Origin of the sequence: Exiguobacterium acetylicum, assembly GCF_019890935.1 — a bacterium.
Taxonomy (GTDB): domain Bacteria; phylum Bacillota; class Bacilli; order Exiguobacteriales; family Exiguobacteriaceae; genus Exiguobacterium_A; species Exiguobacterium_A abrahamii.
The window spans coordinates 1,216,989-1,240,319 of record NZ_CP082333.1; the positions used below are offsets into that span (position 1 = coordinate 1,216,989).

Below are 23,331 nucleotides of genomic sequence, written 5' to 3' on the forward strand. Positions count from 1 at the left end.
ACTGTCCATCCCTTCAAATAAAGTACGTTACTTAAAAGACATACGCCATAAAAGGACTAACTCCTGTTCCTTGAAAAAATAATCTATTTGATGTAATTGTGTCTATAATGTGAACTTATGATTTCTATAAGCTGTACTTATAGTTTAACGGAATTTAATTGACCTCTTCGATACTGCGTTGTTAAATGATGAAGAAGCGATATGAAAGCGCTTACTAAAATCGAAGGAGATCTACTTATGGAACTTGTCATCATTCTTCTTGCCTTATCCTTATTGATGTTCGTTGCCTATCGTGGTTTTTCTGTCATCCTATTCGCGCCAATCTGTGCCTTGTTCGCCGTCTTACTGACGAACCCGGATTGGGTGTTACCTTTCTTCTCGAATATCTTCATGGAAAAGATGGTCGGCTTCATCAAGGCGTACTTCCCGGTCTTCCTCCTCGGGGCGATTTTCGGAAAAGTCGTTGAGATGTCCGGTATCGCGGAGTCAATCGCGAAGACGATCATCCGTATGATCGGTGCGAAGCGTGCCATTCTTGCTATCGTCTTACTCGGCGCCATTCTTACATATAGCGGCGTCAGCCTGTTCGTTGTCGTCTTCGCTGTTTATCCGTTCGCAGCGAACTTATTCCGTGAAGCAAACATCCCGAAACGCCTCATCCCGGGAACGATCGCCCTTGGTGCGTTCACGTTCACGATGGATGCCTTACCAGGAACACCTCAGATTCAAAACGTCATCCCAACGACGTTCTTCAAAACGGATATCTATGCTGCACCGATCATGGGAACGGTCGGTGGATTGTTCATCCTAGTCGTCGGCATGTGGTATCTCGAGTCACGTAAGAAAAAAGCCCATCAAGCAGGGGAAGGCTACGCTGGATTTGAAGCAACGGCGGCAAGTGCCGCACCGCAGATGGAGTTGAAGAACGAACCGGAAATGACACTTGAGACGGATCGTCAACCGGTCTATCGGCAAGTTCTTGCCTTCGTCCCACTCGTCCTCGTTGCCGTCATGAACAAAGTCTTCACACTCTCGATTCCGAAATGGTATCCGGAAGGATTCGATTTTTCAGCAATTGGTTTAGAGGCATTTGGAAAGATCGAGACGCCGGCGGTTCTTGCGATCTGGTCCGTCCAAATGGCGTTATTGATCGGAATTCTCGCAGCGATGCTGTATGACTTCCCGAAGATCAAGACGAATTTCCAAGCTGGTTTGAACGTCAGTATCGGTGGCGCGCTTCTAGCGGTCATGAATACAGGTGCTGAGTATGGTTTCGGAGGCGTCATCGCCGCACTTCCTGGATTCAAGTCCGTCTCAAGCGGGATCTCAGAGACCTTTACGAATCCGCTCGTCAACGGAGCCGTCACGACGACAACACTAGCCGGCGTCACCGGTTCCGCATCGGGTGGAATGGGGATTGCGTTAAGTGCGATGTCGGATAAATATACGCAAGCCATCACATCAGGCGGCGTTCCACCGGAAGTCATGCACCGCGTCATCTCGATGGCGTCCGGCGGGATGGATACATTACCGCATAACGGTGCCGTCATCACGTTACTTGCCGTTACGGGGCTGACGCATCGTCAGTCGTATAAGGACATCTTCATGATTACGATTCTCAAGACAGTGACGGTCTTCTTGATGATCGGATTGTATAGCTTGACTGGTTTGTACTAAGGATTTTTAAAGGGGGCATCATCAGATGAAACAGGGGAAAGTATACGAATCATTCGCGGAAGCAACAGCAGACATCTTTGACGGGGCGACGCTAGTCGTAGGGGGCTTCGGACTCTGCGGAATCCCGGAAAAATCAATTACCGCGTTGCAAGAGAAGGGCGTCAAGGATTTGACGGTCGTCAGTAATAACTGTGGCGTCGATGACTTCGGACTCGGTCTCCTCTTGCAGACGCGACAAATCAAGAAGATGATTTCGTCGTATGTCGGGGAAAACAAGACGTTCGAGCAACAATACCTCAGTGGCGAGATTGAAGTCGATCTCGTCCCCCAAGGTACGCTTGCGGAACGTATCCGTGCCGGTGGAGCTGGCATTCCCGGTTTCTATACACCAACAGGCGTCGGGACACCGATTGCTGAAGGAAAGGAACAAAAAGAGTTCGACGGGAAGACGTATCTGCTCGAAGAAGGAATCGTCGGCGATTTTGCGATCGTCAAGGCATGGAAAGCAGATCGACTCGGGAATCTCGTTTTCCGAAAGACGTCACGCAACTTTAACCCGATCGTCGCGACAGCCGGAAAAGTAACGATCGTCGAAGTCGAAGAACTGGTCGAAGTCGGTGAACTCGATCCGAATGAGATCCATACACCTGCTGTCTACGTCCAGCGCATCGTCGTCGGAACGGATTATGAAAAACGCATCGAACGCCGGACTGTCCGGGAAGCTTGAGGAGGAGACGGATATGAAAACGACACGAGAGATCATCATTGAACGCGCACTTCAGGAAGTTGAAGACGGGATGTATGTCAACCTCGGGATCGGGATTCCGACATTGATCGCCAATGCGATTCCGGACGATATGCATGTCATGCTGCAATCCGAAAATGGACTGCTTGGCATCGGACCGTATCCGCTTGATCATGAAGTCGATGCCGACGAAATCAATGCCGGTAAAGAAACGGTCACGGCACAATCCGGAGCTTCTTATTTCGACAGTGCCGAATCGTTCGCGATGATTCGCGGTGGGCACATTGACCTCGCGATTCTTGGTGGGATGGAGGTCGATCAAAACGGTGACCTCGCGAACTGGATGATTCCGGGCAAGATGGTCAAAGGCATGGGCGGAGCGATGGATCTTGTCAACGGAGCGAAACGCGTCGTCATCATCATGGAACATGTCAACAAACACGGCGAATCGAAAGTCAAACAAGCATGTACCTTGCCGTTAACAGGACGCGCCGTCGTCAACCGTCTGATTACGGATCGGGCCGTCTTTGATTTCACACCGGACGGAATGGTCTTGATCGAGACGCTGAATGGTCATACGGTCGAAGACGTCAAACAAGTCACGGAAGCACGATTCACGGTCAGTCCGGAACTCGAGCGCGTGACGGTAGGGGAGTGAAGCAGATGGTTCAAGGAGATATCGTACTCGTCACAGGTGCAGGAAGCGGCATCGGTCTTGAAATCTCAAAGGCGTTTGCTGCGGCAGGAGCGAAGGTCGTCGTAACGGACGTTCGCGCGGAAGCAGCAGAAGAGGCGGCGGCAGCGATTCGCGCAGACGGTCATGAAGCGGTCGGCATGACGCTCAACGTCACTGATGAAGCACAGGTCGAAGCTGTCTTGAAGCAGACGGTCGAACAGTTTGGTCGACTCGACGTCTTGATTAATAACGCGGGTCTTCAACACGTCTCACCAATTGAAGAGTTTCCGACTGAGAAATTCGAATTGATGATCAAGATCATGTTGACGGCGCCGTTCATCGCTATCAAACATGCCTTTCCGATCATGAAGGAACAAGGCTACGGACGGATTCTTAACATGGCATCAATCAATGGTTTAATCGGTTTTGCCGGGAAGGCGGCGTATAACTCGGCGAAGCATGGATTGCTCGGTCTGACGAAGGTCGCAGCCCTTGAAGGAGCAGAACACGGGATCACCGTTAACGCGATTTGCCCGGGGTATGTCGATACCCCACTTGTCCGCAATCAGATGGAAGACTTGGCGAAGACGCGTCACGTCGAGCTTGAGAAGGTACTTGAGGAAGTCATCTATCCGCTCGTTCCACAAAAACGGTTGCTCGCCGTCGAGGAAATCGCGGATTATGCATTGTTCCTTGCGAGCCGCAAAGCAAAAGGGATCACGGGACAAGCGAACGTACTCGATGGAGGATATACGATTCAATAAGGAGATGGAGCAGATGAGTGAAGCAGTCGTCATCGTCAGTGCGACGCGCACGGCGATCGGGAATTTCAATGGGAGTTTGAAGGACGTCAAAGCAACGGAACTCGGTGCGACAGTCATCCGTGCGGCACTTGAAAAAGCAGGTGTCGCTGGGAATCACGTCGACGAAGTCTTTTTCGGTAACGTCCTCTCAGCAGGACTTGGTCAAAATCCAGCACGGCAAGCGGCACTCGCTGCCGGATTACCGGAGACATGTCCAGCGATGACCGTTAACAAGGTCTGCGGATCCGGTCTCTCGGCCGTCCATCTCGCGTATCAGGCGATCAAGTCGGGCGAAGCTGATGTCATCGTTGCTGGTGGGATGGAGAACATGAGCCAAGCGCCATATGTCCTATCGGGCGCACGGTCTGGACTGAAGATGGGTGACCAACCGCTCGTCGATACGATCATCCAGGATGGACTTGAATGTGCGTTTAATGACTATCACATGGGAATCACGGCAGAGAATTTAGCCGACGCCTATGAACTTTCCCGCGAAGCCCAGGATCAGTTCGCGGCGACGAGTCAGCAAAAAGCGCAGACGGCATTAGCGGAAGAACGGTTCGTTTCGGAAATCACGCCAGTGTTGATTCCACAACGAAAAGGCGACCCGATCCGTTTTGATCAAGATGAGTTTCCGCGTGCCGGAACATCTGTCGAAACACTCAGTCGTTTGCGCCCGGCATTCAAAAAGGACGGAACGGTCACGGCAGGAAATGCATCTGGCATCAATGACGGGGCTGCCGCACTCGTCATCATGTCCGCGACAAAGGCACAAGAACTCGGCGTGACACCACTCGTTGAGATCGTCGCGAACGGAACGTCCGGTGTCGACCCGAGCATCATGGGAATCGGTCCCGTCCAAGCGGTCCAAAAGGCACTCGATAAAGCGGGATTGACGCTTGAGGAGATCGATGTCATCGAAGCGAACGAAGCATTCGCGGCACAATCTCTCGCGGTCGATGCGGAGCTACAGTTCCCGCATGAGAAGCTCAACCGAAACGGCGGTGCAATCGCGCTCGGTCATCCGATCGGTGCGAGTGGGGCGCGGATTCTCGTAACGTTGATCCATGAACTCGAGCGGACGGGTGAGACGCATGGTCTTGCGACGTTATGCGTCGGGGGCGGTCAAGGGGTAGCGACGATCGTCAAAAAATACGAAGACTAACGAATAAAGCACGAGACGAAGGAGATGTTTGCTCCCGTTGTCTCGTGCTTTATTGATTTTAGCGAATCGTTAATTTCTTCTGGTAACTGCTTTTTTCGAGAATTTGCACGGAGGTCATCCGTGACCATTCCTTTAAGGAAATCTCGGGATGTTGCTTCACGAAGTCGGAGACGATCATATAGCCGAGTCTGTATTTTACGAACGATGGAATTTGTTTTTCGTAATTTCCAAAGAATAGATCATCCGTCGTCAATCGTTCCGCATTCAGCTCCGAAATCACATTCTCTAAAGTATGGTCAAGTAAAGGGGCAATCGCTTCCGATGATTCCACTGGATAAAGCTTATGGGCAAAGAATTCCGCTTTTCCTTCGAGAATGATGTAATCGAGCATCGTTGCACGATTCGGTTCATCGAGGGCAACGGTGTGATGGTACTCATGCGCCGTCGTATTGCGTAATGATGTTTCCGAAAAATTCTTCAAGAAGAATAGACTCATCGAATTGTTTCCTTGAGCGACACCGCTGACACCACCATAACGTTTGGCATCATCATGCTCGATTGGTGTCGTCGGGGAGACGAAGACGACGAGCTTCTCATCCCGTGGAAGTTGTTTCATCGAAGTCAGGAGACTGGACTTGATCTGTTTCATGATGCGCTGATGGTGTTTTTTCAAATATGTATTCATCTGCTTTAAGTCCTTGATGTTTTCCGATGGCTGTTCATAGAGGCTAGGAACGGGCATCGCTTGGAGCTGTTCTTTTTTGATGACGCTATTTTTAGCGCCCAATACATATTTTTTAAATAGTGCCTCATTGTCCTCTGGATGTTTCGAAGCCGCTTGAATGTAATCGTCATACGCCTTGTACAAAGAAACGATTTGAATTTCTTGTTTCTCATGCGTAAACGAGATGTCATACGTCTTTGGTTTTTCGGCAGCGGGGGAACAACTGGCAAGTAAAAGGGTGGCGCTAAGAAGATAGATCGATTTCATAGAAAAACCTCCTGTTTCATTATCCATATATTTACTTTCTTCGCGAAACCTTTTAATCCTACTACGTCATATGAACTTATGAATCCGATTTCATGCTTCGACGCACAGACGTAACAAATTCTACAGACCGTAGCTCTACCAAACTTTCTGCACAATTTTCAGAATATTCTCCAGATAAACTCCTAGCACGAGCTCTTAAACGTATGGTATCCTTTCGAACGAAGTACTTCATCTGCTTAGGGAGCGAGATGAAGTCGATCATCATCAGTGGGGGTTTATTATGTCTAAAACTGTTCCAACATCATTTATCATCGTCATCGGCATGATGCTCTTCGCCTTATTCTTCGGGGCAGGAAATCTCATCTTTCCGCCGATGCTCGGACAGCTCGCAGGGGAGCATGTCTGGGTCGCCAATGCCGGATTCCTCGTCACCGGTGTCGGTCTACCATTGCTTGCGATTCTTGCATTCGCGTTTTCAGGGGAACGCGATTTACAAGCGATGGCGTCACGCGTTCATCCTGCGTTTGGAATCGGGTTCTCGGTCATTCTGTATCTTGCGATCGGTCCCTTCTTCGCGATTCCTCGTGCCGGAACGGTCTCGTATGAGATCGGCATCAAGCCGTTCTTCAGTGAATCGACGAGCCACTGGCCGTTGCTCATCTTCACGGTCTTGTTCTACACGGTTGCGTGTCTCTTATCATTGAATCCGACGAAAATCGTCGATGTCGTCGGGAAAGTCCTGACACCGATTAAGATCACGTTCATCGGTCTGTTGATCGTCGTTGCTGTCCTGCATCCGATCGGAAGTTTTCAGAATCCTTTGAAGACATATCAGTCGAATGCCTTCTTTAACGGTTTCCAGGAAGGATATATGACACTCGATGCACTCGGTGCCTTCGTCTTCGGGATCATTATCATCGCAGCGATCAAGGAAAAAGGTGTCACATCGAAGCGACAGTTGCTGTTGATTTGTACGAAAGCGTCATTGATCGCAGCGGCCTTGCTAGCAATTACGTATTCGGCACTTGCCTTCATGGGTGCTTCAAGTGTCTCGGAAATCGGACAACTGGCGAACGGCGCAGAAATCTTGTCAGCTGTGTCGGATCATTACTTCGGTGAATACGGTGCAATCTTACTCGGTCTGATGATCACAGTCGCCTGTATGACGACAAGCGTCGGCTTGATCACGGCCTGTGCGTCGTTCTTCTCGGCACTCGTGCCAAAAATCTCGTACGTTAAATGGACGATTGGTCTATCGGTATTCAGTGCACTCGTTGCGAACATCGGTCTGAATCAATTGCTCGCTGTCTCAAAACCAGTCTTGATGACACTTTATCCACTGGCAATCTGTCTCATCTTCCTGACATTCTTGCATCCACTCTTTAAAGGTAAACCAGCCGTTTATCAAGGGGCGCTGTGGATGACATTCGTTGTCAGCTTGTTTGATGGATTGAAGACAGCAGGGATTAACGTCTCAGCTGTCACGAAAGTGTTCGACGCGGTATTACCGTTTGCTTCCGTTAGTCTCGGATGGGTCGTTCCAGCTATCATTGGTGGAGTGATCGGAGCAATCGTCGGTAAGAAAACAGCGGAGACACAATCGTCGTCGCGTGTAGCTTAAATTGTCATATATAAAAGGAAGCGGATTTTTGATCGCATGATCAAAGTCCGCTTTTTTTGTTCACGCGATTGTGGGTTTAAGCATAAGCGGAAACGGCAATTCCTCTACTGTATGTCATTGACTATCGTGCCCCTTACAGAAAGGATGTTGAAACATGTCAGAACGTGTCTTCATTAGTCCCTCGAAGTATGTCCAAGGAAAGGATGTCATTGACCGGCTCGGTACATATGTGAGCCCGTTCGGTGAAAAAGCGCTCGTCATCGCGGATGATGTCGTCTGGAAAATCGTCAAGGAACGTGTTGAGCATTCGTTGTCCGGCGAAAATGTCGGCATCGAGAAGGCGGATTTCAGTGGCGAAGCCTCGCGGCATGAAGTGAAACGAATCGCTGAGCAAGCACAAGCGGCAGATGTCCGGTTCGTCATGGGTGTGGGAGGCGGAAAGACGCTAGATACGGCAAAAGCCGTCTCGGATGAGCTGAACGTGTCCGTCGTCATCGTTCCGACGCTTGCTTCGACCGATGCCCCGACGAGTGCCCTGTCCGTCATCTATTCCGACGAAGGGATTTTCGAAAGTTACCGCTTCTATAAGAAGAATCCCGATCTCGTTCTCGTCGATACGAAGTTAATCGCCCAAGCACCAGCTCGTTTCTTCGCGTCCGGAATCGCGGATGCGCTCGCGACATGGGTCGAGGTCCGGAGTGTCGTCGCTTTTGGTGGACAAACGATGGCAGGGGGACGACCAACGATTGCGGCACAAGCGATCGCTAAACGGTGTGAGGAAGTCTTGTTCGAGCATGGACGCTTGGCGTATGAATCCGTTCAGGCGCAAGTCGTCACGCCGGCACTCGAAGCCGTCGTCGAGGCAAATACGCTCTTAAGTGGACTCGGCTTCGAGAGTGGTGGATTAGCTGCAGCGCATGCCATCCACAACGGGTTCACGGCGCTTGACGGTGAGATTCACCACTTGACGCACGGGGAGAAGGTCGCCTTTGGTACACTCGTCCAGTTGGCGCTCGAAGAACATCCACAAGAAGAGATTGAACGCTACATCGCGCTCTACACGGATCTTGGTTTACCGGTGACGCTAGAAGACGTCAAGCTAAAGGATGCGTCGCGTGAAGACATCGTCAAGGTCGGCGAGGCAGCGACCGCTGAAGGCGAAACGATCCACAGCGGTTTCAACGTCACGGCGGACGAAGTCGCGGATGCGATCATCGCAGCCGATCGTTATTCGAAAGCGTATCTAGCGAAACATGCTTCTTTCTGATTGATGCGTTTAAATCCGCTTCCTCTACCAAGGGGAAGCGGATTTTTTATGAGTTTTCGTCGAATGACGCTTGAATTCTTCTTAAAAACACGCTATCTTTATAAAACGTAATGATTACGATTTAATTCAGGTAAAGGAGTTTTTGTGATGACGGATCGATATGAATGGGTGATTGTAGGTGGAGGAATTCATGGGATGACGGTATTCAATGCCTTACGTGAAAAAGGAATCGATCGGGAGATGATACGGATCATCGACCGTCATGAGCAACCATTGATGAACTGGCGGAAACAAACCGAACGGATCGGCATGCCTTACCTACGTTCAACTCGGGTCCACCACACTTCGACGAATCCGACGAGTCTCAGGCATCATGCGGAAGAACAGGATTATACACATCAAGCCTTCAAGGATACATACGGACGGCCATCCTTGGAATTATTCAACGACCATGCCCTTCAATTGGCGCAGCAAAATGAAGTGGAGGCGAGTTGGATCCAAGGGGAAGTCGCACGGCTAAGACGAGAAAGCGGAACGTGGATCATCTCGACAGATGAAAGCGAGTTACGAGCAAACCGTGTCGTTCTCGCTCTCGGACAATCGGAGCATCATGTCATGCCAGAGTGGGCGAAATCGGCGCGTCACGTTTTCTTATCGAAGCACGATACACCACCGGTCGTCATCATCGGAGGTGGGATTAGTGCTCTGCATCATACGATTCAATGTGCTGAGCGCTATCCCGGGCAGGTGACTCTCCTTTCACGACGTCCGCTCGAAAAAAGTGCGTTCGATGCCGATCGGAAGTTCATGGGACCAAAAGGATTGACACCATTCAAGTCCTTGTCGGCTAGTGAAAAACGAGCGTTGATCGTACAGGAGCGTCGCCCGGGAACGGCAACACAGGACTTGATTCAACGTGTGCGTCATCTGATTCGAGAAGGAATCATCAGTCATGTGATTGGTGAAGTCGAGCAGGAAATCGGAAGCGGAGTGAAGCTGACAGATGATCGCATCATCACCGCTGAATCGATTATTTGCGCAACGGGTATCCGTCCGATGGTCGTCGAAGGATCTTGGCTTGAAGCGGTACAGCAAGAGTTGAATCTGCCATTGTCTCCTTGCCGGACACCGTTACTAGATGAAGAAACCTTTGAATGGGGAGAGAACTTATTCGCGACAGGCAGTCTTGCAGACTTAACGGTCGGACCGTTCGCTCGCTCGATTTACGGGGGACAAGCCGCAGCACGTGCGATCGCCTCGACGATTGAAGAGAAGCAGACTTCGCTTGTTTCCGTCTAAAAGAAAGGAAAAGGCCCGACCACGTGACGTCATTAATGAGTCATGTGGTCGGGCCATTTTTTTAGAGGTAATCGAGTGGATTAACGCTACTACCAGCTGATGTTGCGCTGTAGACGTACGATCCCTTATGGAGTTCAAAATGTAAGTGTGTTCCGAAAGCGTTACCTGTCTCGCCGACTGTACCGACTTTTTGACCTTGGGCGACGGTTTGACCGACCGAGACGGAGCGACTATTCATATGTGCATACAGACTGATGAACGGCGATCCGTTGACAGTGTGTGAGACCATGACGTAGTTGCCGTAGGCACCTTTGAACTGAGACGTAATGACCTTACCGCTTGCTGTCGCATAGACTGGAGTACCTTTGGCTGCGCCATAATCGATACCGTTATGGAACGTATATCCGTAAGCACCGCTTGCCTTACCATATCCTTGCGTGATTGGACCACTCGTTGGTGTCGCGAAACTTTTTGACGTCGACGTCGAGGCTTTTGATGCGCCACTGCTGTTCGTCAGTGTCAAGACAGCATATTTCGAGACATAGTCAGCGTGAACGAATCGTTTGTCGCCACCGTATAGGAACTTGATCCAGTTACCTGTCCGACCGAGATAGCGGAATGTTTCGCCTTTATCGACACTTCCGACGACTGTACTGCTCGTCGAGTTGCTGCTACGAACGCGAAGATTGTCAACGTTGACTTTAATCTTATAGATACGTGTTACAGAATATTTCTTAACATATGTAGAAGAGACGTAGACTTTTTTTGAACCATAGAGGATTTTCGTCCAGTTCCCTGTCCGTCCGAGATACTTGTATGTGTCACCTTTTTCAAAGCTCGTGACCGTACCGTATGATGTCGAAGGACCCGTCCGAGCGCGTAAGCCGTCCTCCATGACCTTCACCTTATAGAACGTCGTTGCTGCATCCGCACGCGGGATGGCAAATGATGCAAAACTTGCAACAGCGATGGCTGTCGCCGAGACACCTTTCCAAAAACCATGCATGATTCATTCCTCCTGAATATGTAATCTGTATGACTAAACCGTTATGTAAATTTCATAGATGAGTATAACATTTACGAATTTGTTTAAATGTTACATTCACATTTCGATATTATTTCAATAAATTATATTAAACGTACTTAATTTTATTCTTTTTCCAATAATCCATAAAATTCTTTGACAAGATTGGATGGAATTGGATAAGATGAAATGCCCACTGAAAATCAAAAAAGGTACCTCAGATGAGGCACCTTGAAATGCTTATAAGAAAGCGAGTGGGTTGACACTGCTTGCTGCTGAAGAACCGCTGTAGACATAGTTTCCACGGTGGATTTCGAAGTGTAAGTGTGATCCAGAAGAGTTACCAGTGCTCCCGACAGCTCCAATGTTCGCGCCTTTCGGGATCGATTGACCGACGAAGACAGAACGTTTGCTTAAGTGAGCATAAACCGTTGTGTACGAAATACCGTTCACTTTATGTTCGACCATGACATGGTTACCATAAGCTCCCTGATATGACGACTTGATGACTTTTCCGGCAGCGGCTGCTTTAACTGGTGTTCCAGTAGGTGCACCGAAGTCGATTCCGTTATGGAACGTGTAGCCGTATTTTCCGCTCGCGTTTCCGTAGCCTTGCGTAATTGATCCGCTTGTTGGACGCATGAATCCAGTTGACGAAGAGAATGATGCTTTTTTCGCTGATTTACTAGAAGCGCTATATTTTTTGACGTAACCAGAATAGACGAAGCGTTTTTCGCCTTTATGCATGATCTTCGTCCAGTTTCCTGTCCGACCGAGGTATTTGAATGTTTGACCCGCATTGACGCCGTCGACGATGCGGTGTTTTAACGATGGGCCAGTCCGGACGCGAAGTCCATCTGCCTTGATTTTAACTTTATACGATGAGCCAGAAGCGGCTTCAACCTTACCTGTACCCGTAGCTGCAAAACCTGAAACAACGAGGGCGCTCATTGCTAACGTCGTGATTGTTCGTTTCATGAATGTTCCTCCTAAGTTGAATATCTAGTGTTGTCGTCGGAATGACATCTATAGAAGTGGATGCGTTTAGTGTGTGTTGAAGTGAGTGATGCGGTCATTTGACTAACGAGAGTATAGCATTCAAACATTAGACGGTTGTGTTTCAATTTGATTGCTTAAATATATTCTAATAACAATTGTTGTAATATTGAATACATATTCAATCTCAAAATCCCTTAAAATCAAGATGAATTCGTGTTACAACGAGATGAATTTGATGACAAAATGCAATCGTGGGAAATGATGAGAAAGTATGGGAGTCTAATAAGAAGAGAGTAGGTAATGGAATGGATTTGACGTTTACAGTAAATCAAAAAAAGCTTAACATTCGCGCAGTGGCGCTGTTGATTCAAGATGGACATCTGTTGATTCATCGTCAAGGAGAAGATGATTTTTGGTCATTACCGGGAGGACGTGTCCAGTTCGGTGAAAGTGGTGCCAAAGCGATTGAACGTGAAATATTAGAAGAACTCGGTCAGTCGATCGAGCCACCGGTCTTCCGTTTCCTCCATGAAAATTTCTTTGAGTACGCTGATCACCAGTTTCATGAACTAGGAATGTTTTATGAAGTCGTTTGCCGAGAGCCACTGTCACTTTCGACGGAAGACTTTTACGGTCCAGAAGGCGATGGATTGACGTATCGCTTCGTTCCGTTCGACAAACTGGATCAGTATACGTTGTATCCAGGTGAATTATCAAAAATGCTTCAAACAAATATGTTTCCGACACTATTGACGAATGACATCTGACTTTTCCGGAAAAACGTTTATAGATGTATCGCAAGGGAATCGTTGAATATGTAGTTCATTACGTTAGCTAAGGGAGCTGACCGTTCATGAGAGAAGAGCAGTTCGAAGCGATGCATCAAGAAGCACGAGGGCAGACGCAGGAGCGACAGCCGGGAATCGAGTACGTCATGAAACCGGAGCCGATCTACGATGATCCAGATTATGTCGGTTCAGGTAAGTTAAAAGGGAAAGTCGCTTTGATTACCGGTGGGGATAGTGGAATCGGGCGTGCTGTTGCCGTCGCTTTCGCAAAAGAAGGAGCGAATGTCGCGATCGTATACTTAAATGAGGGGAAAGACGCTGAAAAAACGGTGGCAACCATCGAATCATACGGCGTCAAAGCATTAAAGATCGCGAAAGATATTAGTCGACCGGAACACGCACAACCAATCATCGATACTGTCATCGCAGAGTTTGGACAATTGAACATTCTCGTTAACAATGCAGGGAAACAATTCCCGCAAGATGACTTTCTAGCCATCACACCAGATCAACTCCGAGAAACGTTCGAGACGAATGTATTCTCGATTGTCTATCTGACGCAAGCAGCGTTACCTCATTTGAAAAAAGAAGACACGATTATCAATACCTCGTCCGTGACAGCATATGCCGGTGCACCAACGTTGATCGATTATTCGGCGACAAAGGGAGCGATTGCGACACTGACGCGTTCGCTTGCATCAAGCTTGATCAAACAAGGGATTCGGGTCAATGCCGTCGCACCAGGTCCGATTTGGACGCCGCTCATTCCAGCGACGTTCACGAAGGAAAAAGTGGAGGCACACGGGGAAAACACGTTAATGAAACGCCGGGGACAACCGTCAGAAAATGCAGCGGCTTATGTCTATCTCGCCTCCCGCGATTCAAGTTACGTCACGGGTCAGACGATTCATATCAACGGCGGCGATTACATCACGTCTTAAGGGGGAGATCAAGATGAAGAAGAATCCGAATGAAGTGCCTGAACGCGAACCGGATCATCAACCGGACGAGATACCGCAGACACCACCGAGCGAGGTGCCAGATACGCCACAGGAAGACCCGGTCCGTCAGCCGGAACCGGATACGTTCCCAGAACCAACCGAGATTCCGGATACACCGCAGGAAGATCCGAATCCCTATTAACGAGTGAAAAAACCACCATCCAAAATTGGATGGTGGTTTTTTCGTGATAAAGAAGACAAACTATCTTGACAGTCAAACTGTATGGTGAGTATGATACAGAAGAGAAGTGTATTATTGTTTTAATACATTAAACAGGAAAGGGAGGTCTACCGATGCAGTTCGACCAAAGAAGCCCGGTGTACCTGCAGGTCGTCCGTTGGTTCAAACAACGAATCGCGACCGAGGAATTGCAAAGCGGGCAAGATATCCCGTCCCGCCGCGAAATCGCCGCACAGCTCGGAATTAATCCGAATACCGCACAAAAAGCATATAAAGAGATGGAGGAGCAGCAATTGATTACGACAGAACGGAATGTCCCGAGTAAGATTACACGCGATCCACAAGTTGTCCAAAAAGTACGTGCCGAGATGCTTGAAGAAGCCGTCTCTGAATTCATCGATGCCGTCAAAGCGATTCAAATCCCACTCGATGAGGTCGTCTCAAAAATCGAGACGGTGTATCAGGAAACGGAACGGAGGAAGATCGATGCTTGAAGTCCATGGCTTACAAAAGAAATACGGAAAAAAACCGGTTCTTCAAGGTGTTTCGTTCTCGGTCCCGATGGATCAACTGACGTGCCTGATCGGTTTGAACGGTGAGGGGAAATCGACGATCCTGAAGGCAATCGCAGGTCTCGTCCCAGTCAACGCGGGAACGGTTCTCGTCGATGGCGAGGTCAATCGAAACAAGATCGCCTTCGTTCCGGATATCCAGACGATGCCCGGCTACATGACGGTCGGTGATGCGCTGACGTATATGGCGGATTATTACTCCGACTGGAACCAAGCGACAGCGGATGAACTGATGCGGATCTTCCAGCTGTTATCGACAGATAAGATTACGGACTTATCAAAAGGAAACCAGGCGAAGGTCAGTTTGATTCTTGGTTTTGCGCTCGATCGTCCGTACTTACTACTCGACGAACCATTCGCTGGGATCGATCTGTTTACGAAGGAACAGATTGCAGGATTATTCTCGAGTCAATTCATGGAAGGACGCGGTATCCTGATGACAACACACGAAATTCAGGAAATCGAGCATTTGATTGACCGAGTCGTCTTCTTACAGGATGGTCGAATCATCGATGAACATGAGACGGAAGAGATGCGAGAACTGTACGGGAAATCGGTTCAGGACCGGATGCGGGAGGTCTATCAGCGATGAAACAATACATACAATTGACGAACGAAGAGATTAAGCGGAGTTTTAAGATATATGTAATTTTTGTACTTGTGATGGCGGCGATTGAGCTAGTGTCGGTCTTCGTGAACGTCAAGCTTCATGAACGCAGAGTCGAAGACTACTTGAAGTCAAATACTGCTACACTGTATGAAGCATTCAATGATATTGGGAAAATAACATTTGTGGATGCTGCTTCATTATTTAGTTATATTACAATGATTGGCATGGTATTAGTCCTAATTTATACTCTCCAGATTTGGTACCGGGATTGGATTGGTGAAACAAAGTATATCTATCGTTTATTAATGCTTCCGGGAAACCGTGCAAGTATTTTCTTCTCGAAATTGACAACGGTTTTTTTAATCATCATGAGTTTTCTAGGTATCCAGTGGTGTTTGATTCAATTCGGAAATCAATTATTTAATTGGTTGGTTCGAGAAGATTACAAGGACATAAGTAACTTACGTTCTATAGGGAGTACGTTAGGTGAACTATTTTCGCTGAATTTGACGAATTTATTTGTAATTCTTGCGGTATCGATGTTTATCGTAAGTTTTATGTTCTTGCTTGTTTTAATTGAACGCTCTTATCGTAAATGGAGTGGATTCATTCGAGTGGGAGTCGAGATTTTCATCATAGTCATTTGTTCAGTATCGAGTATATATTTTCTAGAGCAGACTAAGCTGTTATTGAACTCAGAAAAGGCGTATGTATTGACAGGCTTGTTTGTTTTCTATTTTGCTTATGTCATTTGGAGAAGCCTTCGTTTATTAAAATGGAAAATTGCTGTTTAAGGAGGACACTATGCGTTCAATAAAATATGTATTACTTTTAGGCGTCATCTGTATCGTGTCTTTAGGGTTCTATGTTGGACATGTACTCTCATTCGATAAAATAAAATTCGTTGTCGACACAAAAAAAGGCGATCCAAATGAAGAAGTTGTTCAGAAAATGGAGGTTCGTCTCAGTGAATGGGGACAAAACCCGAATGAATACGGTATTTCGATGAATGGAAACGTTAGGCAATACAGCAAATCAAAACTTTCATTCATTTTCAGTGATGAATCTAGTTGGAGTGATGCCCCACGTTCGTTCCAACAATTTATTTGGAAAAACAATACATATTTTTTTACTAAAGATTCGGTTACATATGGTCTTAATAAGTTGAACAATGAGGAGCTAGAATTGAAGTATTGGAATGCTTTGGATAACAAATTGACAAGTATGACAATTAAATTGCCGGCAACTCAAATGAAGGAAAAATTACGTTTTTCTCCGTTTCAACGAACATCAGACATGTTATTGATTGATTCTACTACTCTTAGTAAACAAATTGAAAGAGAACATATCTATCAAATCGATTTAAAAAAGAAATCGATGACAAAAATCAAATTACCTGACCGTCTAGGAAAAGGGGATGCGATTCGTTCATTTTATGATGGAAAAATGATTGTTGATCAAGAAAGAGAATTAGAATCTCCTGATCATTTTTTGACCGAGACTGTCGTAAAAGATGGTAAGCAGACGAAAACACTAAAAGAATTCGATAAAGTCTACGCATCATATGTCATAAACGATGGAAAATACATCATAGGTCTTGAAGATTCTATTGAAGAACCATCGGATGAGAAAAAACTAGAATGGAAAGTCTACGATCTCGAATCGAACCAGTTATCCGCCAAATCGATTCAGTTTGATTCGATAGCATCAGATGAGGACTTTGGGTATACAAACATCAGTGTAGGTCATGATCACATCTATTTCGCTTATAAGACGAAAAAGGATGAAGTAAAATCAGTCGTAATTGATCCGCTGACATCTGAGATTATTTACGAAGCTAATATTCAGAAACAAGGTTCGAAAAATAGCATTTATCTAAACGAAGTCGTAACAAATTAATAAAATTAACCAATTTCCACTCTTAATTTGAAACCTCCCGTTTTCTTCCAACGTATAAAGACTATACGAAGGGGGAACTCACATGCAATTCTTGATTTTTGTCGTCTTCGCAGGTGCTATGTATTGGTTCTACTATAATTTCTTACTCGGATACCGCAAGAAAAACATCACAATGACGTTCGACGATCGGTTTTATTCACTCGACGAACATGTCGCAGCGATCGAACAAAAGCTCGCAACGGATGGGCATTCGGCACGTTATCTCGGTGACCGTCGCTTTGAAGTTGATGGTAAACCTTATCTGTTCCTCGAGCGGACGGTCTCAGTCGGTGGGACACCGACACAGCAGACGATTCTCGAGCAACAAAAAAAATAACTCTCCCACGTGCGGGAGAGTTTTTTCGTTAGACCGGAATCCGGTCCAGGGGATGCGGTTGTTGCGACGAACGATACCAGCGGATGATCCAGTGATCGATGCCGATTTGATACGCAAAGCGTCCTGCAGCCAGTAAGGCAATTGACGCTGCTAAGAACACGGGGTTCAAGGCAATCGTCCCAGCGAGTAAGTAATTGAGATTCATGATGCTTCCGACGACCAGTGCAGGAACCGTCAACAGACTAATAATCAACAGGATCCCGACGACGAGTTCCGCGAACGGAATCAAGGCGTTGATCAGCCCGACGTTCGGTAAGGCGAGTTGCTCAATCCACGTCGCGTACCAGGAACTGACAAGTGCGTCTTCGCCCGTTGACTTCGCGAGCGCTCCTTCGAGAAACGGTTTTGCATCAAAGCCATTAATGTACTTACCGATTCCAGCGATGAACCACTGGATTCCGAGCCAGAGTCGGATGATCGTCAACAGACCGAGTCCGGTGATGTGTAATGCTTTCACTTTCAGACACTCCTCTACTACAACATAGTCCCCATCATACTGAAAAATCATCAGTGAGATGGGGACTATCATCATAACGTCATCGAACCGTCATCGACCTGTTACAAAAAAGGGTAAGGTAACGGTTTCATGACCGTTGATCGAGGCGATGACTGATTGCAGTTAATAAAGCAGCAACGAGCGCGACTAGTCCACCGACGAGTGCCGTATTCATCATCGGACCGTTCGCATAGACGATGCCACCGAGTGCCGAACCAAAAGCAATCCCGACGTTACTCGCAACCGGCATCAATGAAGCAGCGAGTCCTTTTGCTTCCGGATTGAACTTTTCAGCGAGGTCAATCAAGTAAATTTGTGTCGAAGTCGTCAGTAAAATCGACATCAACGACATCAAGGCGATGTTGAACAGACCAAGCGGAAGGGATGCTGTCGTGAAGTATAACACAGCAAGGACGATTGCTTGTACGACGAAGACGAACCGTAAGCGTCCCATCGGATTTTTACTGGCGATTTTACCGGCAAGGATGTTACTAAAGATCGAGACGACGCCGTAAGCGAGCAAGATCGGACTGATCCACGTCTTCGCAATCCCGAGTTCCGTTTGCAGGATCGGTACAAGGTACGTGTAGACGACGTAGGTTGCCCCGAATCCAAATGACGGAATAAAGAAGGCGATCAGGATCCGTGGGTTGGCGAGCAATCCAAGCTGTTCCTTAATTGAACCAGAACCCGTCGATTGCTGGACCGGAACGATCTTCCATACTGCGAGGAACGCAATCATTCCCATGACTGTCGTTAGCCAGAACGTAGCTTCGAAGCCAGCGTGTTGACCGATGAATGTTCCGATCGGGACACCGAGGACGTTCGCAAGTGTAAAACCACCGAAAATGAACGAGACGGCGACACCGCGCTTCGCGACAGGTACACCGTCACTGGCGACGACCATTGCTAGCGAGATCAAGACACCGGTCAGGATCGCTGTCAGAATGCGGGTAGCGAGCAATACTTCGTAACTTGGAGCAAAACTACTGGCAAGATTCAATAAGACCCAGGCGAGTAAGAGACGTAGGATCAGACGACGCCGTTCCAGGTGACCGGTCAGCGACATGACGATCGGTGTACCGATTGCAAAGGAGATGGCAAAGGCTGAAACGAGCGTACCAGCTGTTGCGATCGTGATATCAAGGGCTGAGGAGATTTCAGCGAGGATCCCGACGATGACGAATTCGCTTGTTCCGAGTACGAACGTCAGGAGCGACAACGTGGCGATCAAGAGCCAATCGCGTCGACTTAAACGAGTAGTAGGTGACATGGATGATTCCTCAATTCTAGCGCTTGCGCGCGAAACTATGAGTAACAGGATAGCATGAAACGATTTCATCGGGTATCGCAAAGCGAGATTTCGGGAAAAGAACCATTATTCAAAATAGCGTGTGAATTTCCAGGAGTACTGTTTTTTGCGTATACTACAGAAGAAGACTACTTATAAAGGAGTGGAAACGATGCAAGCGACAGTGACATGGAACAAACAGATGGGATTTAGTGGACAGACGGAATCAGGGCATCATCTGGCGATGGATGCAGCACCAGAGAACGGTGGCGAAAATCAAGCGCCGCGACCGACTGAACTACTGCTACATGCCGTTGCCGGCTGTACCGGAATTGATATCGTTTCAATCTTAGAGAAGATGCGCTTGACGATCACCCATTTCGAAATGGATATCGAAGGAGAACGGGCAGAGGACCACCCGCGGCGTTTTACGTCGATCTCGATTCATTACCGGCTCGAAGGTGATCTCCCGGAAGATAAGGTCCGTCGCGCCATCTCGTTATCAAAGGATAAATATTGTTCGGTTTCGCAATCACTGAACGCTGAGATTTCCGTCTATTATTCGATCAATGGTGTGCGGAGCGAGGATCCTTTGTGAAGAAAGTCGTACTGATCGGTTGCCTGTTGCTTGCAGGGTGTGCGCAGGAGACGACGGAACCAACGAAACCATCGCAACCGGAAGCGAAGCAACCGACAGAAGAAAAGAAACCGAAGCCTGAACCGACGAAAGAAGAACGACAACAAGCAAAACTAAAGCAACAATTGGCAGCAATGTCGACGTCCGAAAAGGTCGATCAACTGCTCTACATCGGAGTCGCCGGCACGGAACTTTCAGCAGCTGACCGAAAATTATTACAGTCGCATGCGATTGGCGGGGTCTTATTGCTCGGTGGAAACATTACTTCGGAAGAGCAACTCTTGACGTTCACGCGTGCGATTCAAGAGACGAACCAAAAACCGTATGCCTTCGTCGGGATTGATGAAGAAGGCGGACGCGTCAGCCGGGTACCGGATCAACGATTACGTCTACCGACGAGTCAACGGATGGCGCAAGGAGCAGATACTGCGAAAATGGAAGACGTCGGACGTACGCTCGGTCATTTGTCACGTTTTTATGGCTTCAACATGGACTTCGCGCCGGTCCTTGACGTCAACAGTAATCCGAACAATCCGATCATCGGCGACCGTTCGTTCAGTGCTGATCCGAAGACCGTCGCGACGCTTGGTACGGCTCTGATGCACGGGATGCAGGAGACGGGAACGATTCCGGTCGTCAAACATTTTCCCGGTCACGGCAATACGAGTGTCGATTCCCATGTCGGGCTACCGAAAGTGACGGCATCAAAGGAAGAATTGAAGCGGACGGAGCTGTTACCGTTTAAAGAAGCGATTCAAGAGGGCGCCGAGATGGTGATGGTCGCCCATATTCTCTATCCAGCGTATGACGATACGAATCCGTCCTCGCTCTCAAAGCCGATCTTGACTGACCTCTTGCGTCAACAACTCGGATTCAACGGTGTCATCATCACAGATGATCTCGTCATGGGGGCGATCACGAAACAATATGGTCTCGCGGAAGCGGCACGTCAGTCACTCGTCAATGGAGCTGATATGGCGATGTTTTCAGAGGCAGGTGCTTACGCAAAAGTTCATGCTGAAGTGATGCAAGCCGTCAAAGACAAAACGCTGACGCCGGAGATGCTCGATGCTAAAGTAATGCGCATCCTGAAGCTAAAGCAGATGTATGCCGACAGCCAAGAGCAACAGCGACCGACGAAATCGGAGCTGATTCAGCAAGTGGAAGCGCTCAACTAGGACTAGCGAAGCAAAGCGACTCATGCTAGACTAATGGGGCAAGCCAATTAAACACGAAAAGACACTAGGGGAGTCTCCCAGCAGACTGAGACGGAAGTATCCGGACCCTTTGAACCTGATCTAGTTCGTACTAGCGGAGGGAAGTGGCTCGAAATCCTAGATATCCTTAGCGCTTCAGCGCATTTTCGGACCACTCCCTTCAACATCGGGAGTGGTCCTTTTTCGTATGGAAAGGAAGAACATGATGCGTTTACATCTGATTTCGACGGGATCCATCCATCCGCTTGACGGAATAAAGACCTTTCACTCCCTTCAACCTTATACGGATCAGCTGCATATACGAGAACCGAACTTGTCGGCAGCAGAATTACTGGATCTAATCGACGCGCTCCTTGCGCATGGTTATTCGCCTGAGCAGTTAACGGTTCATGACCGGGTCGATGTTGCCCATGTCGCAGGCATCAGTGTGCAGCTGACGCGCCGGTCCTTGCGTGTCCGTGATGTGCGACGTCATTTTCCGAATCTCGTCATCGGGAAATCGGTCCATTCACTAGCAGAGGCACTGGCAGCAGAAGCGGAAGGAGCCGACCGCCTGCTGTACGGTCATATTTATCCGACAGCGTCGAAGCCGAATGTGCCGCCACGGGGAATCGACGCCTTGAAGCAAGTCGTCACCTTCACGACAAAACCGGTCATTGCGATCGGCGGGATCACACCAGAACGCATGCCTGAAATCGCAGCGACCGGGGCAACCGGAATCGCTGTCTTATCGGGTATTCTCGGTCAATCGGATCCACTCGCCGCCATTCTAAGTTACCAGGGGGTTCGCGTATGACGGATCACATCATCATCGGCGGCGGAGTCATCGGGTTGACGCTTGCTTACGGTCTCGCCTGTCAGAATGAATCCGTCGTCGTCTTAGAACGCGGAACATGCGGACAAGGAACGAGCCGCGCAGCTGCCGGGATGCTCGCGACAGACATCGAGCTGAGAGCGGAATTGCATCTACTTGCCGCACGTAGTCGTCGTCTGTATCCGCTGCTTGCACGTCGTCTCGAGCGAGAGACGGGCATCGATTGTGGGTACCGGGAACAACCGTTTTTGTTAAAACGTAAAGGACGCGAGCATCTGTTTCCAGCGGTCGGTCAAATCGATCCACGACGACTGACGACTGCATTGATATATGCCTTACGAAAGCGTGGGGTACCAATCGAAGAACAAGTAGATGTTACATGCATCGAAGAGAGCGATGACTTCATCAGGGTCGAGTCGAATGCGGGAACGTGGACCGGACGAACGGTGACGGTCGCTGCTGGACGCGGGTCGCAAGCCTTGCTCGATACAGCCGGCATTTCGATCGCCACATATGGGGTCAAAGGGGAATGTCTTGCCGTCCGTCTCTCGGGTCAGTCGTTACGCTCGATCCTGTTTGATGACGCTGTCTATCTTGTGCCAAAAGCAGACGGACGAATTTTGATCGGTGCGACCGAACTGCCGCACGACGAGACGGTCGGTGTCAGTGTCGTTGGGGTCACGTCATTGCTTCAAGCAGCAGAACGACTGTATCCACCGATTCGTGACGCGGTCATCGAAGAAGTCTGGTCCGGTGTACGACCGCAAACGGCGTCCGGCTTGCCATATATCGGAGTCGCCGATTCATCCCGTCAGATCTTCATGGCGACAGGGCATCATCGGCATGGCGTATTACTCGCACCGGCGACAGCGGAAGTCTTGGTAAATACATTACGGTTGATTCAGAAGGAGGAAGTCCGATGAACATTACGATTAACGGCAATGACCACACGATCGAACAGATTAAAACGATTGAGGACATGCTTACGCAACTCGGCTTAGGGGAAAAGCTCGTCATCGTCGAACAGAATCGACACATCATCGATCGCATGGCGTACGGTCAGACGGTCGTTCGGAACAACGACACATTTGAAATCGTTCATTTCGTAGGAGGAGGATAAAC

26 protein-coding genes and 1 riboswitch are annotated in these 23,331 nt (G+C 48.4%); of the genes, 21 read left to right on the forward strand and 5 right to left on the reverse strand.

Annotated elements, in window-relative coordinates; all coding sequences use genetic code 11:
* Positions 1-237: 237 nt before the first annotated feature.
* Genes K7G97_RS06225 through K7G97_RS06245 form a run of 5 tightly spaced genes read left to right on the forward strand, consistent with a single transcriptional unit; the run spans position 238 to position 5,066 of the window.
* On the forward strand, positions 238-1,677 hold the full coding sequence (locus tag K7G97_RS06225) for a GntP family permease (protein ID WP_035398062.1): 1,440 nt from the start codon (positions 238-240) through the stop codon (positions 1,675-1,677).
* A gap of 25 nt (positions 1,678-1,702) precedes the next feature.
* A complete protein-coding gene (locus tag K7G97_RS06230; protein WP_056060627.1) occupies positions 1,703-2,404 on the forward strand; it encodes a CoA transferase subunit A in 702 nt (233 codons plus the stop codon).
* 13 nt (positions 2,405-2,417) lie between these two features.
* A complete protein-coding gene (locus tag K7G97_RS06235; protein WP_035398057.1) occupies positions 2,418-3,080 on the forward strand; it encodes a 3-oxoacid CoA-transferase subunit B in 663 nt (220 codons plus the stop codon).
* 5 nt (positions 3,081-3,085) lie between these two features.
* A complete protein-coding gene (locus K7G97_RS06240; RefSeq protein ID WP_149427071.1) occupies positions 3,086-3,862 on the forward strand; it encodes a 3-hydroxybutyrate dehydrogenase in 777 nt (258 codons plus the stop codon).
* A gap of 13 nt (positions 3,863-3,875) precedes the next feature.
* Positions 3,876-5,066 (forward strand): acetyl-CoA C-acetyltransferase, encoded by a 1,191-nt coding sequence (locus K7G97_RS06245; RefSeq protein WP_223041992.1) that lies wholly within the window; start codon positions 3,876-3,878, stop codon positions 5,064-5,066.
* Between the two features lie 58 nt (positions 5,067-5,124).
* On the opposite strand, the gene K7G97_RS06250 is transcribed toward K7G97_RS06245, so the two are convergent.
* Entirely contained in the window at positions 5,125-6,057 is a 933-nt protein-coding gene (locus tag K7G97_RS06250; RefSeq protein ID WP_223041630.1) for a DUF2268 domain-containing putative Zn-dependent protease, read from the reverse strand.
* Between the two features lie 280 nt (positions 6,058-6,337).
* Between K7G97_RS06250 and brnQ the strand changes: the two genes are divergently transcribed.
* The 3 genes from brnQ to K7G97_RS06265 all read left to right on the forward strand — a co-directional run bounded on the left by brnQ (position 6,338) and on the right by K7G97_RS06265 (position 10,244).
* Positions 6,338-7,678 carry a branched-chain amino acid transport system II carrier protein gene (brnQ, locus tag K7G97_RS06255; protein ID WP_223041631.1) on the forward strand — a complete coding sequence of 447 codons (1,341 nt, stop codon included), beginning with the start codon at positions 6,338-6,340 and terminating at the stop codon, positions 7,676-7,678.
* A gap of 154 nt (positions 7,679-7,832) precedes the next feature.
* Positions 7,833-8,945 (forward strand): glycerol dehydrogenase, encoded by a 1,113-nt coding sequence (locus tag K7G97_RS06260; protein ID WP_223041632.1) that lies wholly within the window; start codon positions 7,833-7,835, stop codon positions 8,943-8,945.
* Between the two features lie 147 nt (positions 8,946-9,092).
* Positions 9,093-10,244, forward strand: coding sequence for an FAD/NAD(P)-binding protein (locus K7G97_RS06265; RefSeq protein WP_223041633.1), 1,152 nt, complete (start codon positions 9,093-9,095; stop codon positions 10,242-10,244).
* A gap of 61 nt (positions 10,245-10,305) precedes the next feature.
* Here K7G97_RS06265 and K7G97_RS06270 read toward each other — a convergent pair whose 3' ends face one another.
* Together K7G97_RS06270 and K7G97_RS06275 are read right to left on the reverse strand one after the other, a co-directional pair.
* Positions 10,306-11,250 (reverse strand): peptidoglycan DD-metalloendopeptidase family protein, encoded by a 945-nt coding sequence (locus tag K7G97_RS06270; protein ID WP_223041634.1) that lies wholly within the window; start codon positions 11,248-11,250, stop codon positions 10,306-10,308.
* A 258-nt stretch (positions 11,251-11,508) separates the two neighbouring features.
* Positions 11,509-12,246, reverse strand: a complete 738-nt coding sequence (locus tag K7G97_RS06275) for a peptidoglycan DD-metalloendopeptidase family protein (protein ID WP_149427083.1) — start codon at positions 12,244-12,246, stop codon at positions 11,509-11,511.
* Positions 12,247-12,572: 326 nt separating this feature from the next.
* Here K7G97_RS06275 and K7G97_RS06280 point away from each other — a divergent pair, with 326 nt between their 5' ends.
* The 8 genes from K7G97_RS06280 (at position 12,573) to K7G97_RS06315 (ending at position 17,694) form a co-directional block, all read left to right on the forward strand.
* Positions 12,573-13,034: an NUDIX hydrolase gene (locus tag K7G97_RS06280; protein WP_223041635.1), complete on the forward strand. Its 462-nt coding sequence runs from the start codon at positions 12,573-12,575 to the stop codon at positions 13,032-13,034.
* Positions 13,035-13,120: 86 nt separating this feature from the next.
* Positions 13,121-13,996 carry an SDR family oxidoreductase gene (locus tag K7G97_RS06285; protein WP_223041636.1) on the forward strand — a complete coding sequence of 292 codons (876 nt, stop codon included), beginning with the start codon at positions 13,121-13,123 and terminating at the stop codon, positions 13,994-13,996.
* A 13-nt stretch (positions 13,997-14,009) separates the two neighbouring features.
* Positions 14,010-14,198 carry a hypothetical protein gene (locus tag K7G97_RS06290; protein WP_029341324.1) on the forward strand — a complete coding sequence of 63 codons (189 nt, stop codon included), beginning with the start codon at positions 14,010-14,012 and terminating at the stop codon, positions 14,196-14,198.
* Between the two features lie 152 nt (positions 14,199-14,350).
* A complete protein-coding gene (locus K7G97_RS06295) occupies positions 14,351-14,731 on the forward strand; it encodes a GntR family transcriptional regulator (protein WP_223041637.1) in 381 nt (126 codons plus the stop codon).
* Positions 14,724-15,401, forward strand: a complete 678-nt coding sequence (locus tag K7G97_RS06300; RefSeq protein ID WP_223041638.1) for an ATP-binding cassette domain-containing protein — start codon at positions 14,724-14,726, stop codon at positions 15,399-15,401. Before K7G97_RS06295 ends, K7G97_RS06300 begins: the two co-directional genes overlap by 8 nt.
* Complete coding sequence (locus K7G97_RS06305) at positions 15,398-16,213, forward strand: hypothetical protein (protein WP_223041639.1); 816 nt, start codon at positions 15,398-15,400, stop codon at positions 16,211-16,213. The genes K7G97_RS06300 and K7G97_RS06305 overlap by 4 nt, the downstream gene beginning before the upstream one ends.
* Before the next feature lie 10 nt (positions 16,214-16,223).
* Positions 16,224-17,318, forward strand: coding sequence for a hypothetical protein (locus K7G97_RS06310; protein ID WP_223041640.1), 1,095 nt, complete (start codon positions 16,224-16,226; stop codon positions 17,316-17,318).
* Between the two features lie 82 nt (positions 17,319-17,400).
* The gene (locus tag K7G97_RS06315) at positions 17,401-17,694 is read left to right on the forward strand and encodes a hypothetical protein (RefSeq protein WP_023467850.1); all 294 of its coding nucleotides are present in this window, start codon (positions 17,401-17,403) and stop codon (positions 17,692-17,694) included.
* Between the two features lie 28 nt (positions 17,695-17,722).
* On the opposite strand, the gene K7G97_RS06320 is transcribed toward K7G97_RS06315, so the two are convergent.
* Together K7G97_RS06320 and K7G97_RS06325 are read right to left on the reverse strand one after the other, a co-directional pair.
* The gene (locus K7G97_RS06320; RefSeq protein ID WP_223041641.1) at positions 17,723-18,211 is read right to left on the reverse strand and encodes a DoxX family membrane protein; all 489 of its coding nucleotides are present in this window, start codon (positions 18,209-18,211) and stop codon (positions 17,723-17,725) included.
* A gap of 127 nt (positions 18,212-18,338) precedes the next feature.
* Positions 18,339-19,523 carry an MFS transporter gene (locus K7G97_RS06325; RefSeq protein ID WP_223041642.1) on the reverse strand — a complete coding sequence of 395 codons (1,185 nt, stop codon included), beginning with the start codon at positions 19,521-19,523 and terminating at the stop codon, positions 18,339-18,341.
* Positions 19,524-19,713: 190 nt separating this feature from the next.
* Between K7G97_RS06325 and K7G97_RS06330 the strand changes: the two genes are divergently transcribed.
* The 5 genes from K7G97_RS06330 to thiS all read left to right on the forward strand — a co-directional run bounded on the left by K7G97_RS06330 (position 19,714) and on the right by thiS (position 23,329).
* The gene (locus K7G97_RS06330; protein WP_023467853.1) at positions 19,714-20,139 is read left to right on the forward strand and encodes an OsmC family protein; all 426 of its coding nucleotides are present in this window, start codon (positions 19,714-19,716) and stop codon (positions 20,137-20,139) included.
* The gene (gene nagZ, locus K7G97_RS06335) at positions 20,136-21,356 is read left to right on the forward strand and encodes a beta-N-acetylhexosaminidase (protein ID WP_223041643.1); all 1,221 of its coding nucleotides are present in this window, start codon (positions 20,136-20,138) and stop codon (positions 21,354-21,356) included. The genes K7G97_RS06330 and nagZ overlap by 4 nt, the downstream gene beginning before the upstream one ends.
* Positions 21,357-21,412: 56 nt before the next feature.
* A riboswitch (TPP riboswitch) is annotated at positions 21,413-21,515 on the forward strand.
* An 82-nt stretch (positions 21,516-21,597) separates the two neighbouring features.
* Complete coding sequence (locus K7G97_RS06340) at positions 21,598-22,191, forward strand: thiamine phosphate synthase (protein ID WP_223041644.1); 594 nt, start codon at positions 21,598-21,600, stop codon at positions 22,189-22,191.
* Positions 22,188-23,132: an FAD-dependent oxidoreductase gene (locus K7G97_RS06345; protein WP_223041645.1), complete on the forward strand. Its 945-nt coding sequence runs from the start codon at positions 22,188-22,190 to the stop codon at positions 23,130-23,132. The genes K7G97_RS06340 and K7G97_RS06345 overlap by 4 nt, the downstream gene beginning before the upstream one ends.
* Complete coding sequence (gene thiS / locus K7G97_RS06350) at positions 23,129-23,329, forward strand: sulfur carrier protein ThiS (protein ID WP_223041646.1); 201 nt, start codon at positions 23,129-23,131, stop codon at positions 23,327-23,329. Before K7G97_RS06345 ends, thiS begins: the two co-directional genes overlap by 4 nt.
* The last annotated feature ends 2 nt before the right edge of the window (positions 23,330-23,331 follow it).